The organism is Pseudomonas cichorii (assembly GCF_019719005.1).
Taxonomy (GTDB): domain Bacteria; phylum Pseudomonadota; class Gammaproteobacteria; order Pseudomonadales; family Pseudomonadaceae; genus Aquipseudomonas; species Aquipseudomonas cichorii_E.
This window is the reverse complement of the sequence record NZ_JAIGPJ010000006.1, coordinates 31,426-49,472: the sequence shown is the minus strand read 5'-3', so window position 1 is coordinate 49,472 and position 18,047 is coordinate 31,426. Positions and strand designations below refer to the sequence as shown.

2 protein-coding genes (1 of these 2 running past the window's edge) are annotated in these 18,047 nt (G+C 62.6%); both read right to left on the bottom strand.

Annotated features, from left to right (window positions below; genetic code table 11):
• On the bottom strand, positions 1-8,553 hold the 5' portion of the coding sequence (locus K5D32_RS07315) for a non-ribosomal peptide synthetase (protein WP_221599613.1). It extends 9,186 nt beyond the left edge of the window; only the first 8,553 of its 17,739 coding nucleotides appear in the window; it begins with the start codon at positions 8,551-8,553; its stop codon lies off the left edge, out of view.
• On the bottom strand, positions 8,550-18,047 hold the full coding sequence (locus tag K5D32_RS07310) for a non-ribosomal peptide synthetase (RefSeq protein WP_221599612.1): 9,498 nt from the start codon (positions 18,045-18,047) through the stop codon (positions 8,550-8,552). Before K5D32_RS07310 ends, K5D32_RS07315 begins: the two co-directional genes overlap by 4 nt.

Genomic DNA, 18,047 nt, shown 5'->3' with positions numbered 1-18,047 from the left:
GACTTCCATGGTGCTGGCATCGAACGCAGGGTTAGAGGCGAAGGCCACACGGTCCTGTTCGTTGAAGTCGGCGAAGCCATTGTTCAGCACCAGACGGGCAATGCCGCGATGCAGTACGCACACGCCTTTCGGCGCGCCGGTGGAACCGGAGGTGTACATGACGTACGCCACGCTGTTGGAGTTCTGCACCAGAGCCGGATCATGGGCCGTCTGATCGTCCAGAACCAGTTGGTCCAGGTCGATGCGCGGGGTGGCAGAGTCAATCGACGCGGCACGCTGAGCCAGTACGAACACGGCCTTGCAGTCTTCGATCATGTAGACCTGACGCTCGGCGGGTGCATTGATGTCCAGCGGCACATAGGTCGCCGCGCACTTACCGATGGCCAGTTGGCCGACCAGCATGTCAATGGAACGCGGCAGCAGGATCGCCACGTGATCATTGGGTTTGACGCCCTGCCCGATCAGGTAATGAGCCAGGCGGTTGGCGCGCTCGTTCAGTTCGCCGTAGCTCAGCGAGAGACTGCCATGCACGGCGGCCACGGCCTGAGGATGCGCGGCTGCGCGCTGCTCGAACAGGCGATGCACCGGCAACTCGCGAGGGTAATCGCGACGAGTGATATTGAAGCCCACCAGCAGGCGCTGACGCTCTGCCGATGGCAGCACCGACAACTGCTGCAGGCCGTTTTCAGGCTGCTGCTCCAGCGCCTCGACCAGATTGGCCACGGCTTCCTGCAGATAACCGCAGACTCGCTGGGCATCGATGCCTTGTGCCGCCTGGGCGGTCAGGCTGAAGGTTTCGCCCAGATCGTCGATGCTCAGGGTCAACGGATAGTTGCTGCGCTCTTCGGCATTCAGCACGTCGATGCCTTGCCAGGCGGTACTGGCGGCTTCGTCCCTGGCCTGAGGTGCCGCGCTGTGGCGGTAATTGAGCAGCGTGCTGAACAACGGCGCACCAGCCGGCAAGGCACTGCAACGCTGGGCAAGGGCCAGTTGTGCATGCTCGTGAGCCAGCAGGCCGGTCAGGCGGCGATGGGTATCCAGCACTGCGTCACGTACCGGCTGGTCGCCCAAGTCGATACGCAGCGGCAAGGTGTTGATGAACACGCCCAGCGCACGCTCCACACCTTCGCCACCTTGCAGACGTCCGAGCAATACCGTGCCGAACACCACGCTGTCGCGGCCGGACAACTGGCCGAGAACCTGAGCCCAGGCCAGGTGCATCAGGCTCGCGGCGCTGACGCCCAGCTGTCGGGCCTGCTCGCGGACCTTGCCGCACAAGGCGACATCCAGCGGCAGCCGCGCTTCGCTCAGTTCACCCTCGCCAGCCGCCACAGGCAGGCCGTAAGGCAGGGTCGGCTCATCGATATCGCCCAGTTGCTCGCGGAAGAAGGTTTCATGGGCTTCATCGCCCGGACCTTGCAGGACCTGAGCAACATAGTTGCGATACGGAACCGGTGCCGCCAACTGTGCTTCTTCATTGAGGAGCATGGCCTGCAACTCGTGTCCCAGCACTTCAAGGGCTACGTGGTCCATGACCACGTGGTGGAAGCGCAGCACAGCGGAGATACGCTGGGTAGCCGGGTCACGGGCATGCACCAGATGCAGCAGCGGAGCCTGGGTCAGGTCCATGCGTGGCGCGCTGGCCAGGTCTTGCAGCGGGATCTCGTCGACTTTCAGACGAGCCTCACGCCAGACCACTTGCACCGGTGCCTGCAAACCTTCCCAGAGCAGCGCGGTGCGCAGGATGTCGTTGCGCTCGATGACACGCTGCAATGCATTGCTGAACGCTTCGAGACGAGATTCATCCGCAAAGGCAAACTGCGGTTGCAGCAAGTACGGATCGTTATCGCCCGCTGCCAGGTGATGGTAAAGAATACCCGCCTGCAACGGCCCGAGCGGGTAAATGTCCTGCACGTTGGCCGCGCCGCCGGGAACGCTGGCGACGATACGGTCGATAGCGCTCTGTTCCAGCGCGACCAGTGGCAGCAGATCCGGGGTGATGTGTTGGCAATCTGTACTGATCCGGTTGGCCGGAACCTGCAATTCGCTGCCGATGCTGTTGTCGGCGGAGTTGGCCAGCGCCGCCAGGGTCGGCTGGGCAAACAGCACGCGGATATCGGCGGTCATGCCCAGGCGGCGCATGCGGGCGATCAGAGTCACGGCCAGTAACGAATGCCCGCCCAGTTCAAAGAAGTTGTCCTGACGACCGACGGTTTCCACGTGCAGCAGCTCGGCCCAGAGTGCCGCCAGTTGAGTTTCTGTCTCGCCTTGAGGGGCTTCGTAGTTACGGCTCAGCACCGCTTGCGCGCCTGGCTCCGGCAAGGCTGCGCGGTCGAGCTTGCCGTTGGGGCTCAGTGGCAAGGTTGGCAGCGCGACATAGGCCGAAGGCACCATATAGTCCGGCAACCCGGCCAGTACATATTCACGCAAGGCTTCGATGCCCGGGGTTTCCTGGCCTTCATGGCAACTGAACCAGGCCACCAGACGCTCGTTATGCAGCAGGACTGCCGCTTCACGAATGGCCGGATGGGTGGCCAGGCGTGCTTCGATCTCGCCCAGTTCGATACGCAGGCCATGCAACTTGACCTGGAAGTCATTACGACCCAGGAACTCCAGAGTGCCATCGGCACGCTGACGCACCAGGTCGCCGCTGCGGTACAGGCGGTCGCCTGCCACGAACGGGCTGTCGATAAAGCGCTCGGCCTGCATGTGCGGCAGGTTCAGGTAGCCACGAGCGACACCGGCACCGCCGATGTGCAACTGGCCCACCACGCCTTGGGGCACGGGCTGGTCGTAGGCATCCAGTACATACAGGCGGGTATTGCTGATGGGGCGGCCGATAGGCAATGCGCTGTCTGGCACGGAGTCCTGAGGCTCCAGGGTCCAGACACTGCAATCCACCGTAGTTTCGGTCGGGCCATAGACGTTATGCAGACGTGCGCCTGGCAAGCGCTGACGCACCTGACGGGCCAGCGCCTCGGTCAGTTCGCCGCCGCCGCAGACGATATCGGTCAGGGAGTCGCACTGGCTGCTTTCTTCCAGCTCCAGGAACTGTTGCAGCAAAGCCGGTACGAATTGCACCACGCTGACCTGTCGCTCGATGATCAACTGCGCCAGATAAGCCGGGTCGCGATGCCCGTCCGGGCGCGCCAGCACCAGTCGCAGACCCGCGCACAGTGGCCAGAACAGTTCCCATACCGACGCATCGAAACTGACCGGCGTCTTGTGCAGCAAGGCGCCTTCAGGCGTTGGCAGAATCAACTGCGAACTCCATTGCACCAGGTTGCACAGGCCACGATGCTCGACCATCACGCCTTTCGGCGTGCCAGTGGAACCAGAGGTGTAGATCACGTAAGCCAGATGGTCGGCGCTCAGGCCTGGCACCACTGGGTTCTCGGAAGATTGCGCCGCCCAGGTGCTGGTATCCAGATTCACCAGTTGCAGCGTGTTATCGGCAAAACGCTCTTGGGTTTTGGCATCGACCAGCAGGGTCAGGGCTCCGCTGTCCGCCAGCATGTAGGCCAGACGCTCGGTCGGGTAACCCGGATCAAGCGGCACGTAGGCACCACCGGCCTTGAGCACCGCCAACAGACCGACAAGCAGGTTCGGGCCACGTTCCAGGCACACCGCAACCCGGCTGTCAGCCTGTACGCCTTGACCGATCAGGTGATGGGCCAGACGGTTGGCGGCCTCGTTGAGCTGGCGATAGCTCAGTTGAACGCCTTCGCTTTGCAGGGCGATGGCATCCGGCGTATTCGCCACCTGAGCCTCGAACAGCACCTGCACAGGCTGGTCGAGTACAAAGTTCTGCTCGCTGGCATTGAAATCCACCAGCAAACGCTGACGTTCCTGGGGTTTGAGCAGTTCGGCCTGTGCCGGAACGGCCTGATCGCTGCCGACCATACTCCACAGCAAAGGCTCCAGGTAAGACACATAACGTTCGGCGGTAGCGGCATCGAGCAATGCCGTTGCGTAATCCAGGGCACCGGCAAAACCTTCTTCGGTTTCGCCCATGCTCAGGGTCAGGTCGAACTTGGCGAAAGTCGGTTGATCGCCCAGCGGTTCCAGACGCAAGTCACCCAGGTGCAGTTCCAGACCCTGACTACCGTCCCAGGCCAGAGAAGTCTGGAACAGCGGGCTGTGGGCCAGGCTGCGTGGTGGACGCAAGCGTTCTACAACCTGCTCGAATGGCAGGTCCTGATGTTCCTGGGCTTCCAGCACACGAGTCTTGATGCGTGACAGCAGTTCGGTGACATCCGGCTCGCCCGAGGTGTCGATACGCACAGCCAGGGTGTTGACGAACAGGCCGATCAGCCCTTCGACTTCGGCACGGCGACGGTTGGCCACCGGCGTACCAACGACCACTTCGTCCTGACCGGACAGACGCGCCAGCAACACGGACCAGGCCCCCATGAACAGCATGAACGGCGTCACGGCATGGCGCTGGCAGAAAGCTTTGATCTCAGTGCTCAGGCGCGCATCGAAGCGCACCGGCAGGCTGACGCCGGTGTAGTCCTGACGTGCCGGACGCGGCCGGTCGGTAGGCAGAGTCAGCAAGACTGGTGCGCCGGAAAGCGCCTGATACCAGTAGTCGCCCTGACTGCTCAGCCTTTCGCTGTCCAGCCAGTTGCGCTGCCATACGGCGTAGTCGGCGTATTGCAGGGCCAATGGCGGCAGCGGATCATCGAGGCCCTGACTGAATGCCTTGTACAGCGCGGTGAGTTCGCGGGTCAGAACACCCAGAGACCAGCCGTCGGCAACAATGTGATGCACGGTGAGCAACAGCACATGACGATCTTCGGCCAGGCACAGCAGACGACCACGAATCGGCAATTGATGGTTCAGGTCGAACGCCTGCTCCGCTTCTTCCTTGACCACGGCCTGCAAGGCCTGCTCGTCCTGATCGCGCAAGTCCTGCCAGGTCAGCTCCGGAACCACGTTTTCGGGTGCGGCCTGTACCGAGGCTTCACCGTCTTCCTGAGTGAAGCGGCTGCGCAGGCTGTCGTGACGCGCAACAATGCGTTCCAGTGCGCGTCTCAATGCGCGGGTGTCCAGTTGGCCAGTCAGTTGCAGGCCCAATGGAATGTTGTAGGCACTGTTGGCGTCTTCCATCTGCGCCAGAAACCAGATGCGCTGCTGGGCGAAAGACAGCGGAACCGCCCCGCTGCGCGGCAGCACTTCTATGGGTGGCAGCTCATTCTTGCCAGCATTGCCCAGGCATTGCGCCACGGCAGCCAGAGCGCTGTCGGCGAACAGGTCGCCCAGGGACAATTCCAGCGACAGACGATGACGCACCTGGGAAACCATGCGCATGGCCAGCAGGGAATGACCGCCCAACTCGAAGAAACGGTCATGACGCCCTACTCGCTCGACTTGCAGCAACTCGCTCCAGATCTGCGCCAGCGCGATTTCCAGCTCGCCTTCCGGCGCCTGGTATTCGCCAGTGAACAACGCATCACGATCCGGCACCGGCAAGGCACGACGGTCGACCTTGCCGTTGGCGGTCAGCGGCCAGGCATCCAGACGCACCAGCGCACTGGGCACCATGTAGGCTGGCAACTGCTCCAGCAAGGCAGCGCGCAAATCATTCACCACCAGCGGCGTGCTGTCGGCCCGCTCGGTGAAATAACCCACCAGTCGCGGCTGGCCTGGCTCATCTTCACGCGCCAGTACCAGCGCTTCTTCGATACCCGGCAACTGACCCAACTGGCTTTCGATTTCCCCCAGTTCGATACGCACGCCACGGATTTTCACCTGATCGTCGTTACGGCCCAGGTATTCCAGCGTGCCATCGGCATTCCAGCGTGCCAGGTCGCCGGTGCGGTACATCCGTGCGCCCGGCTGTTTGCTGAATGGATCGTCGAGGAAACGCTCGGCGGTCATTTCCGGGCGGTTCAGGTAGCCACGGGCCACGCCATCGCCCGCCACATACAGCTCACCGGCTACGCCAAACGGCACCAGTTGCTGATGCTCGTCCAGCAGGTAAACCTGGGTGTTGGCAATCGGCTTGCCGATATCCAGGCTGCCATCGGGAAACAGCTGACCTGAAGTGGCAACAACGGTGGCTTCAGTCGGGCCGTAGTTGTTGATCACGGCAAAGCCCGGATCACGGTGGAACTGACGCAGACGGTCGCCACCGATCAACAGGGTGCGCAGCGTCGGGTGACGCAAATCGCGGCTGAAAGCGTATTCGGCCACTGGTGTCGACAGGAAGGACACTTGCAGCGGCTGAGCCAGCCACCAGTCCAGCAGCGAATCCAGTTGCTCGTTGCTCACATCCGCAGGCGGCACGTGCAAGGTCGCACCGGTACACAAGGCTGGCCAGACTTCCCAGGCCATGGCGTCAAAACCGAAACCGGCGACGCTGGCGGTGTGGCTGCCGGCGTGCAGATCAAAGGCTTCGCAATGCCAGTGCACCAGATTGCTCAGGGTGCGGTGCTCGACCATCACGCCTTTTGGCTGGCCAGTGGAACCTGAGGTGTAGATCACGTAGGCCAGATTGGCGGCGCTCAGGCCTTGTACCAGCGGATTGTCCTGCTGATCAGCCCAGTCCGGGCGATCCAGAGCAATCACCGGCACCGACAAGGGCGGCAGACCGGCCAGCAGTGTGTGCTGAGTCAAGACGGCCACCGGTGCGCTGTCGCTCAGCAGGTACGCAATACGCTCATCCGGATGCGCCGGGTCCACCGGCACATAACCCGCGCCCGCCTTGAGCACGGCCAGCAGGCCGACCAGGGTTTCCAGCCCGCGACGGGCCACCACGGCCACGCGATCATCAGGGCGCACGCCCAGGCCGATCAGGTGATGGGCCAAGGCATTGGCCTTGCTGTTCAGTTCGCTGTAGCTCAGGTGCTGATCGCCCACTTGCGAGGCGATGGCGTCTGGCTGGTCGAGGGCCTGACGCTCGATGCGCTGATGGATGGTCAGCACGGTTTCCTGATCGAGATGGTAGGCATTGAAATTTTCCAGCAGCCGCTTGCGCTCATCGGCAGGCAGGATTTCAACCCGCTCGACGAGCATTTGCGGGGCCTGTTCCAGGGCCTCCAGCAAATGCTCCATGGCTCGTTCAAAATAGGCACAGGTGCGCTGCGGGTCGATGCCGTCTGTGGTTTGTGCGGTGAAGCTGAAGGCTTCGCCCAGATCGTCGACGCTCACCACCAGCGGGTAGTTACTGCGTTCTTCGGCGTGCAGCACTTCGATGCCCTGCCAGGTTTCACCTGTGGTCTGGGCAGAGCTGTGGCGGTAGTTGAGCAAGGCGTTGAACAGTGGCGTCGGCGCGGCCACACCGCTGCAACGCTGGGCCAGAGCCAGCGGCGCATGTTCGTGGCGCATCAGAGTGGTCAGGCGCTGATGGGTGGCCTTGACTGCGGTGCGCACGTCCTGCGCATCCAGATTGATGCGGATCGGCAAGGTATTAATGAAGATACCCAAGGCACGTTCGGTCGCCTCGGCTCCCAGCAGACGGCCCATCAGTACCGTGCCGAATACCACGCGCTGGCGGCCGGTCAGGCCTGACAGCACCCGCGCCCAGCCCAGGTGGAACAGGCTGGCGACGCTGATGCCGAGAGTCCGCGCCTGATTGCGCAGGCGGCGGCAGAGCTCCAGGTCCAGAGACAGGGTGTATTCGGTAATGTCGCCACCGTCACCGCTGAGGTCCTGCAGGTCGTAGGCCAGGGTCGGCTCATCGAGGTCGCCCAGCATTTCGCGGAAGAACGTTTCATGCTCTTTCTCGCTGACGCCCAACAGGGCCTGACCCACGTAGTTGCGAAACGGAACCGGCGTACCCAGCAGACCGGCCTGGCCACTGAGGCAGGCCTGGATTTCATGGCGCACCACTTCCAGGGCGCTGTGGTCCATGGCGATATGGTGGAACTGCAAGGCGGCCTTCACGCCCTGAGCGTGGTCGGCTTCGTCGTAGACCAGACGAATCAACGGCGCCTGGCCAAGATCCATGATGGCCTGGGCTTGCGCCGACAAGGCACCGACCTTGAGTTGGGCACTGCGCCAGACAACCTGCACCGGGGTTTCCAGCCCGTCCCAATGGACCGACGTACGAAGGATGTCGTGCCGTTCGATCACTGTTTGCAGCGCCAGAGCGAATGCGTCCAGACGAGCGCGGTCGGCAAAGGCGAATTCCACGTGCATCACATAGGGGTCGCCGTGGCTGGCCGTGACGTGGTGGTAAAGAATGCCCTGCTGCAAGGGTGCCAGCGGGTAGATGTCCTGCACATTGGCCGCGCCGCCAGGGACGTGCGCGACCAGACTGTCGATAGCGTCCTGATCCAGTGACACCAGGGTCAGCATTTCAGGTGTGATACGGGTGCAACCGGCTGGAATGCCGTTTTCCGGCAAGCTCGGAGCACCGCGTTTTGTTGCCAGATACTCGCCCTGTTCGATCAGCTCGATCAATGCCGGCTTATGCTCGCGCAGGTGCTCCACCAGGCCCTTGTCGGTCAGCGCACGGCGATTGCCCTGCACCACCAGTTGTCCATCCTTGACCGACAGATTGATGTCATTGGCCTTCAGTGTCGCCAGGAGTTCGTTGATGCTCACAGGATAATCTCCATGCTCTCTGTGATGGCTGCATAGCCGGCCAGCGTAGGTTGTTCGAACAGCGCCCGGACATCGGCTTCAATGCCTTCCTGCCGCAGACGCGCGGTCAGACTGACCGCCAGGAGCGAATGACCGCCCAGTTCAAAGAAGTTGTCGTGTCGCCCCACCCGCTCGACGCCAAGCAGTTCGGCCCAGAGTTCGGCCAGCAGGACTTCGGTTTCGCCCTCCGGCGCTTCGTACGGACGGGTCAATACCGCATCGGCACCCGGCGCAGGCAGCGCCTTCTGGTCCACCTTGCCGTTGGGGGTCAGCGGGAATGCGTCGAGGTGTACATAAAGCGCAGGCACCATGTAGTCCGGCAGTTGCGCCCGCAGCACTTCGCGCAGGGTTTCCACCGGCAGCAGAGTGCCGGTGTAATAAGCCACCAGTCGCTGACCGCCCGGTTGCTCGTCGCGGGCCAGTACCACGGCCTGTTGAATGCCCGGATAACGGGTCAGGCAGGCCTGGATTTCACCCAGTTCGATGCGCAGGCCATACAGCTTGACCTGATCGTCGTTACGACCCAGGAACTCGAGGTTGCCGTCCGCACGCTGAGCGACCAGGTCGCCAGTGCGATACAGGCGGTCGCCCGAAACGAACGGGCTGTCGATAAAACGCTCGGCCTGGAATTGCGGCAGGTTCAGGTAACCACGTGTGACTCCCGAGCCGCCAATGTGCAACTGACCGATCACACCCTGTGGAACCAGTTGGTCGTATTCGTCCAATACATACATGCGGGTGTTGCTGATCGGCCGCCCGATCGGCAGCGCACTGATCGGCACCGGCTCGTGCGGCTCAAGGGTCCAGGCGCTGGAATCCACCGTGGTTTCGGTCGGGCCATAGACGTTGTGCAAGCGTGCCCAAGGCAGGCGTTGACGTACCTGTTCAGCCAGAGCAGTGGTCAATTCACCGCCGCCACAGACGATATCGGTCAGTGAGGTGCACTGGCTGATTTCTTCCAGCTCAAGGAATTGCTGAAGCAAGGCAGGCACGAACTGCACCACACTGGCCTTCTGGTCGCGAATCAAGCGCATCAGGTAAGCCGGATCGCGATGGCCGTCAGGACGTGCCAGTACCAGCGGCAGGCCAGCGCACAGCGGCCAGAACAGTTCCCATACCGAGGCATCGAAGCTGATGGGCGTTTTGTGCAGCAGCGCTGTTTCCGGTTTCAACGGAATAACCTGCGAACTCCAGTGCACCAGGTTGCCCACGCTACGGTGCTCGACCATCACGCCTTTCGGGGTGCCGGTGGAACCCGAGGTGTAGATCACATAAGCCAGGTGATCCGGGCTCATACCGACAATCTGCGGATTGTCGATGCTCTGGCTGCTCCAGGTGTTGTCGTCGAGATCGACGCGCAGCGTACGCTCTTCGTCCAGCAACTTGCGGGTGGCGGCCTGGACCAGCACCACGGCTGGCGCGCTGTCCTCGAGCATGTAGTGAATGCGTTCACGCGGATAGCTCGGGTCCAGCGGCACATAGGCAGCACCGGTCTTGAGGATGGCCAGCAGGCCAACCACCATGGACACGCCACGTTCGACACAGATAGCGACCCGATCATCGGTTTTCACACCCAGACCGATCAGGTGATGGGCCAGGCGGTTGGCCTGTTCGTTAAGGGCCTGATAGCTCAGTTGTACGCCTTCGCCACGCAGCGCCACGGCCTGTGGCTTGCGGGCAGCCTGACTCTCGAACAGACCGTGAAGGGTGTGTTCCAGATCGTAATCCACCTCGGTCCGGTTGAAGTCGACCACCAGACGCTGGCGCTCTTCGGCGTCCAGCACCGACAGGTGTTGCAGCGGCAGATCGGGCTGGGACTCAAGGGCCTCGACCACGCCGGTCAATGCCTGTTGCACGTAGCCGCAGATACGGCGGGCACCCACGTCAGGCGTAACCGTGACCGACAGACGCAGGCTGTCGCCCAGGTCGTCGACGTTGAGGCTCAACGGGTAGTTGGTGTTTTTCTCGCTGGCCAGGATTTCCAGGCCGCGCCACGCTTCGCGCTGGGCATCCTGTTTAGCCTGACCGGCGCTGTGACGGAAGTTGAGCATGGCGCTGAACAGCGGCAATGGCGCAGCCACCCCGCTCCAGCGCTGGGCCTGAGCCAGAGAAGCATGTTCGTGACCCAGCAGTGCAGCAAGACGGGCGTGAGTCTCACGCGCGCCTTCACGCACGCCGATATCGGCCAGATCAATGCGCAGCGGCAGGGTATTGATGAACATGCCCATGCCACGGTCGGCACCGGCGCCGCCTTGCAGGCGACCGAGCAATACCGTGCCGAATACCACACGGTCCTTGCCGGTTGCGCTGGCCAGCACCCGGCCCCAGGCCAGGTGGAACAGGCTGGCGACGCTGACGCCCATCTGCCGGGCCTGATTGCGCAGGCGCAAGGTCAGGTCATCGGGCAGTGTCAGTTGGGCTTCTTCGATAGAGCTGCCATCACCCTGAACATCGTGCAGGCCGAACGGCAGGGTCGGCTCGTCGATATCGCCCAGTTGCCCGCGGAAATACGCTTCGTGCTCCGCCTCACTGACACCCAGGCGCGCCTGGGCCACATAGTTGCGGTAAGGCACCGAAGGCTCGGCGGGTTGTGGCTCGCCGCGCAGGTGAGCAAGGATTTCCTCGCGCATCACTTGCAGGGCCGTGGCATCGACCACGATGTGATGGAACAACAGCGTGGCCTGCAAGCGCGAGCTGGCCGGATCATGGCTGTAGACCAGACGGATCAGCGGTGCCTGGCTGAGGTCGATCCGTGCCGATGTATCCTGGGTTTCGATCTGCGCCAGAGGTACTTCGTCCACCGGCAACTCGGCATGACGCCAGACCACCTGCTGTGGAACCTCCAGCCCTTCCCAGACAATCGCGGTACGCAGGCTGTCGTGACGGGCAATGACTTTGCGCAGGCCATCGGCAACCGTGTGCAGACGCTCCAGGCTGTCAAAGCTGATGCGCAATTGCAGCAGATACGGATCGCCCTGCCCGGCGGTCAGGTAGTGATAGAGAATGCCTTCCTGCAACGGCGCCAGCGGGTAGATTTCCTGCACATTGGCCGCACCGCCGGGGACGGTTTCGACAATGCGGTCGATGGTCGACTGGTCGAGACGCGACAGGCTCAGCATGTCCGGCGTGATGCGTGTAGCGCCTGCCGGTACCAGATTGGCCGGCACGGTGATTTCGCGACCGTTGCCCACCGAAGCGGCCAGCGCCGCCACCGTCGGCTGGCCCAGCAATACGCGCACATCAGCACTCAGGCCAGCGTTGCGCATGCGTTCTACCAGACTGACCGCCAGCAACGAATGGCCGCCCAGTTCAAAGAAATTATCGTGACGCCCTACCCGGTCCAGCCCCAGCACCTGAGCCCAGAGTTCGGCAATGGCGACTTCCACTTCGCCTTGCGGCGCTTCATAGACCTGAGCGGCCAGATCAGACTGATCCGGGTCCGGCAGAGCACGGCGGTCGAGCTTGCCGTGGCTGGTGAGCGGCAAGGATTCCAGACGGATAAAGGCCAGCGGCACCATGTAGCCCGGCAGGCTGGCCTGCAAGGCCTGACGCAGTGCGTCCGCGTCGACCGGTGCGGTCTCGGTGAACCACGCCAGCAGGCGTTCGCCGCGCACCAGCACCACGGCGTCGTTCACGCCTGGCTGGCTGGCAAGGGCCGCTTCAATTTCGCCCAGTTCGATACGCATGCCGCGAATCTTCACCTGATCGTCGTTGCGGCCCAGATAGTCCAGCGTGCCGTTGGCATTCCAGCGCACCAGGTCGCCGCTGCGGTACATGCATGCATGTGCAGCTTCGCTGAACGGGTCGGCGATAAAGCGCTCTTCGGTCAGGTCCGGTCGGTTCAGGTAGCCACGGGCAACGCCCGAACCACCGATGTACAGCTCGCCGCTCACGCCTACTGGCACAGGGTGCAACTGCTCATCCAGCACATAAATGCTGGTGTTGGAGATCGGGCCGCCGATATGCAGCGATTCGCCTACCCTCACCTGACCCGAGGTGGCAACCACTGTGGTTTCGGTCGGGCCATAGTTGTTGATCACGGCAAAGCCCGGATCGCGGTCGAACTGACGCAGACGGTCGCCGCCGATCAGCAAGGTGCGCAGGGTCTGGTGCTGACGCGGACGACGGAAAGCCTGCTCGGCCACCGGAGTCGGCAGGAAGCCCACTTGCAGCGGCTGCTCCAGCCACCAGTCGAGCAATTCATCCACGTGCTCGTTGCCGACATGGGCCGGTGGCAGGTGCAGCACGGCACCGACACAGAGCGCCGGCCAGATTTCCCAGACCATGGCGTCGAAACCGAAACCGGCGACGCTGGCGGTGTGGCTGCCGGCGCTCAGGTTGAAGGCCTGGCAGTGCCAGTGAACGAGGTTGTTCAGGGTGCGGTGTTCGACCATCACGCCTTTGGGTTGCCCAGTCGAACCGGAGGTATAGATGACATAAGCCAGATTCTCGTGGCTCAGGCCCGCGACTTGCGGGTTGCTGCGGAACTCCTGATCCCACGCGCCACGCCCCAGATCCACTTGCGCCACATCGCCGACCAGATCCCGTGTCGAAGCATCGACCAGTACCACTCGCGGCGCGCTGTCTTCCAGCAGGTAGCTGATGCGATCGGCAGGGTAAGCCGGATCAACCGGCACATAAGCGGCACCGGCCTTGAGAATCGCCAGCAGACCGACCAGGCGGTCAGGGCTACGGCGCAGGCACAGAGCGACCCGCTCGTCCGGCTGCACGCCAAGCCCGATCAGATGATGGGCCAGACTGTTGGCGCGGCGGTTGAGTTCGGCGTAGCTCAAGACTTCATCGCCCTGCACTACGGCAGGCGCGTCCGGCCTGTTGAAGGCCTGGGCTTCGACCAGTGCATGCACGGTCTGGCCTTGGGGGAAGGCTTGCGCGCTGGCATTGAAGTCCACCAGCACATGACGACGCTCTTCGACCTGCAGAATCGGCAGCGCATTCAGCGGTGCCAGGGATCCCTGCTCCAGGGACTCCACCAGTTGCGTCACAGTGTTATGCATCCAGCCGACCACACGCTCGGCACCGATACCTTCCAGCGCCAGCACATGCAGGTCGAAACTGTCGCCCATGTCGTCGACGCTCAAGGTCAGCGGGTAGTTGCTGCGCACGTCGCCACCCAGCACGCGCACACCCTGCCACGCACCTTCACCGTCAAGGGGCTTCACATTGGCGCTGTGGCGGTAATTGAGCAAGGCGCTGAACAGCGGAGAACCCGCCGCGACGCCACTGCAGCGCTGGGCAAGCACCAGCGAGGCGTGTTCATGGGCGAGCAAGGCAGACAGGCGCGAATGCACGTTCTTCACGGCTTCGCCCGCGCCAGTCGCCGTATCGACCCGCAGCGGCAAGGTATTGATGAAGACACCCAGCGCCCGATCAGCACCCTCACCGCTCTGCATGCGGCCCAGCAGTACAGTGCCGAACACCACATCACGACGGTTGGCCAGCACGCTCAGTACACGTGCCCAGGCCAGGTGCATCAAGCTGGCGGCGCTGACACCCTGCTGGCGAGCCTGCTCACGCAGGCGGCGGGAAAGCGTATTGTCTAGTACCAGACGGGATTCTTCGATACCGCTGCCGTCGGTGCGCACATCCTGCAGGCCGAAAGGCAGCGTCGGCTCGTCGACATCGCCGAGCATTTCGCTGAAAAAGGTTTCGTGACGGGCGTCGTCACTGCCGATGCGTACCTGGGCCACATAGTTACGGTAAGGCACGGGTGGCGCCAGATCCGCCAACTGGCCAGCCAGCAGGGCCTGCATTTCGTTGCTGACCACTTCCATGGCCGCGTTATCCAGCACCAGATGGTGGAACAACAGAATCGCCACGACCTGGCTGTTGACCGGGTCCTGGGCATGGACCAGACGCATCAGCGGTGCCTGGGACAGTTCCAGACGATGATGACGGGCGTCGAATTGCTGCTGCAAACGCTCGATGACGCTGGTGCCTGCATCCGGGGTATTGAAACTGACCGGTTGCACGGTCAGCTCGGCTTTGCGCCAGACCACTTGCTGCGGGCTTTCCAGTCCTTCCCAAACCACGGAAGTGCGCAGGATATCGTGACGATCAATGACTTGCTGCAACGCACCGGCCCAGGCCTGCAGACGATCCAGGCTGTCGAAAGCCAGGCGCCATTGCAGCAGGTACGGGTCGCCCTGTTCGGCCGTGATGTGGTGGTAAAGAATGCCTTCCTGCAAAGGTGCCAGCGGGTAGATTTCCTGCACGTTGGCTGCACCGCCGGGCACGGTGGCGACAATGCGGTCAATGGCAGACTGGTCAAGATCGGTCAGGCTCAACAGCTCTGGGGTGATCTGCGTGCAGCCTGCCGGCACACGGTTGTCCGGCACCGCAATCGTTTGCGACTCGCTGCCGTCGAAAGCCGCCAGGGCCGCTACGGTCGGCTGGGACAGCAATACATGAACATCGGCCTTGAGCCCGGCCTTGCGCAGGCGATCCACCAGGTTGATGGCCAGCAGCGAATGACCGCCCAGCTCGAAGAAGTTGTCATGACGCCCGACCCGCTCCACATCCAGCACCTGAGCCCAGATGTCGGCCATGGCGACTTCCACAGCACCTTGAGGTGCCTCATAGGCCTGGCCAAGCAATGACGCAGGATCGGGGTCCGGCAAGGCACGGCGGTCGAGTTTGCCATTGTTGGTCAGCGGCAAGGCTGCCAGGTAAGTGAAAGCGCGCGGCACCATGTAACCCGGCAGACGGGCACGCAGGGCCTGACGCAAGGCTTCGGGGTCCACTGGCGACGTTTCGGTGAACCAGGCCAGCAGTTGCTGATCGCGCACCAGCACCACGGCGTCTTTCACGCCAGGCTGACTGGCCAGCACCGCTTCGATCTCGCCAAGCTCGATGCGCATGCCGCGAATCTTCACCTGATCGTCGTTACGGCCTTGATAGTCCAGGGTGCCGTCGCTGTTCCAGCGTACGAGGTCACCGCTGCGGTACATGCGCGCATGGGCAACGCCACTGAACGGATCGGTGACAAAGCGCTCTTCGGTCAGGTCCGGACGGTTCAGATAGCCACGGGCAACACCCGCGCCGCCGATATACAACTCACCGGTCACGCCCACGGGCACCGGCTGCAACCGCGCATCCAGAACATAGGTGCGGGTATTGGCAATCGGGCCGCCGATATGCAGCGCGCCGCCCACCAACACTTGCCCGGAAGTCGCAACCACTGTGGTTTCGGTCGGGCCATAGTTATTGATCACGGCAAAGCCCGGATCACGATTGAGCTGACGCAGGCGATCACCGCCGATCAGCAAGGTGCGCAGGGTCGGATGGTCTTCTTCCTGGCTGAAGGCGTACTCGGCCACCGGCGTCGGCAGAAAGCTGACGTCCAGGGGCTGAGCGCGCCACCATTGCAGCAAGGCGTCGATGTCTTCGCCGCCTTCCTGAGTGGGGGCGACATGCAGGGTCGCACCGGAGCACAGCGTCGGCCAGACTTCCCAGGCCATGGCATCGAAACCAAAACCGGCCAGGCTGGAGGCGTGTCCACCCGCACCCAGCGAGAAAGCCTCGCAGTGCCAGTCCACAAGATGAGACAGCGTGCGATGCTCCACCATGACGCCTTTCGGCTGGCCGGTGGAACCCGAGGTGTAGATCACGTAAACCAGATTGTCACTGCTCAGGCTGGCGATCCGCGGGTTGGCATGAGCGCCCTGCCCCCAGTCGCTACCATCCAGATCGATCAGCGGCAGGCTCAGTTCTGGCAGACGGTCATGCAGATTCGACTGGGTCAGCACCGCCACCGGCTGGCTGTCGCTCAACAGGTAGGACAGACGCTCACGCGGATGCGCAGGGTCGACCGGCACATAAGCTGCACCGGCCTTGAGAATCGCCAGCATCCCTACCAGGGTTTCCAGGCCGCGACGGGCAACGATTGCGACGCGGTCGTCCGGGCGCACGCCCAGTTCGATCAGGCGCTGGGCCAGGCCATTGGCCTTGCGGTTGAGCTGTGCGTAGGTCAGGTGTTGTCTCTGATGGACCGCCGCCACGGCATCCGGGCGAGTCTGAGCCTGATTTTCGATGCGCTTGTGGATCAGTTGTTCACTGGCAGAAGCCGCGTCGGTCGCATTCCAGCGCTGCAATTGCTGGTGCTCGACAGGCGTCAACAGGTCAAAGTCCTCGACCCGCAGCTCCGGATTTTCCAGGGCCTGTTCCAGCACCTGCAACAGGCGAGCGGCGATAGCCTCGGCCTCCTCGGCCTCGAACCAGGCGCGGTGATAGACCAGGTGCAGCCAGGCGTTGTCATTGAAGCTGTTGGTACGCAAATGTATGGCAAGAGGCGTCGTTTCGTAGCCGTTCGAGACTTTTACCGTCTGTGCCTGAGCCTCGCCATAGCGATATTCGTGGTCTTCCTGCTCGTAGGAAACCGAAACCTCGAACAATTGGCCACGCTCCTCACGGGCCACCCCCAGGTTGCGATTCAACTCGCTCAGTGGAAAGCGTTGATGACGGAAGTCGCGCTTGAGTGTGTCGCGCACCTCCTTGACCAGCGAGCCAAAGTTCAGTTGCCCCTCAAAATTCATGCACACTGCACTGACCTGAGCGAAGTGGCCCATGGTCGCCTTGAAACGCGCACCGATACGGTTGAGCAATGGCAGGCCGACCACCCAGTCTTCGCGCTGTGCGGTACGGGTGAAGTAAACGTGCAAGGCTGCCAGCAGTACATGAAACGCCGTAGAACCGTTGCTTTCAGCGAACTGCTTCATGCGCGTGTGCAGCGCTTCCGGGAAGTTCTGTACCCATGTATGGGACGGTGCCGGGTCGGTTGCACGGCGGTTGTGGTAGCGCGATACAAGCAGCGGCTCTGGCAGGTTGCTGTACTTCTCCAGCCAGTAAGCCTTGTCACGCTCGTAGCGTGGCGATTCGTGGTAACGCGCATCTTCCTGAATGAAATCGCGGTAATCCGGCCCCTGAAAATCCAGGCTGCTGCCTTCAGCCAGTGCCGTGTAGTGCTCGCCCAGGGACTTGATCATCTGCCCGAAGCCCCACCCGTCAATGATCAGGTGGTGAACGACGCTGATCATCCAGTGGTGTTCCGCATCCAGCCGGATCAGACAGAACGTGAACAGTGGACTGCCATCCAGCGTGCAAGGACGTCGCATATACTCAAGGGCCAGCGCCTGGGCAGCGACGAGCGGGTCTGGCTGATCGCTCAGATCATGTAACGGCATCGGCACAGGCATCGATGCGGCGTAGGTCTGCAACGGCAAGCCGTCTGCCGAAGCTCCCGGCAGCAACACTGTGCGCAACCCTTCGTGGGATGCCACCAGATTTTCCAGCGCACGCTGATACAGGACCGGATCCAGAGGGCCCGTGAGGTTCAGGTAGCCGCCGATGTTGTAGAGGGGAGAATCGCCACGACTGATCTGATCGAGCCAGACATCACGCTGAGCGGCGGTTAGGGGGAAGACATCGGCGGCTGACAT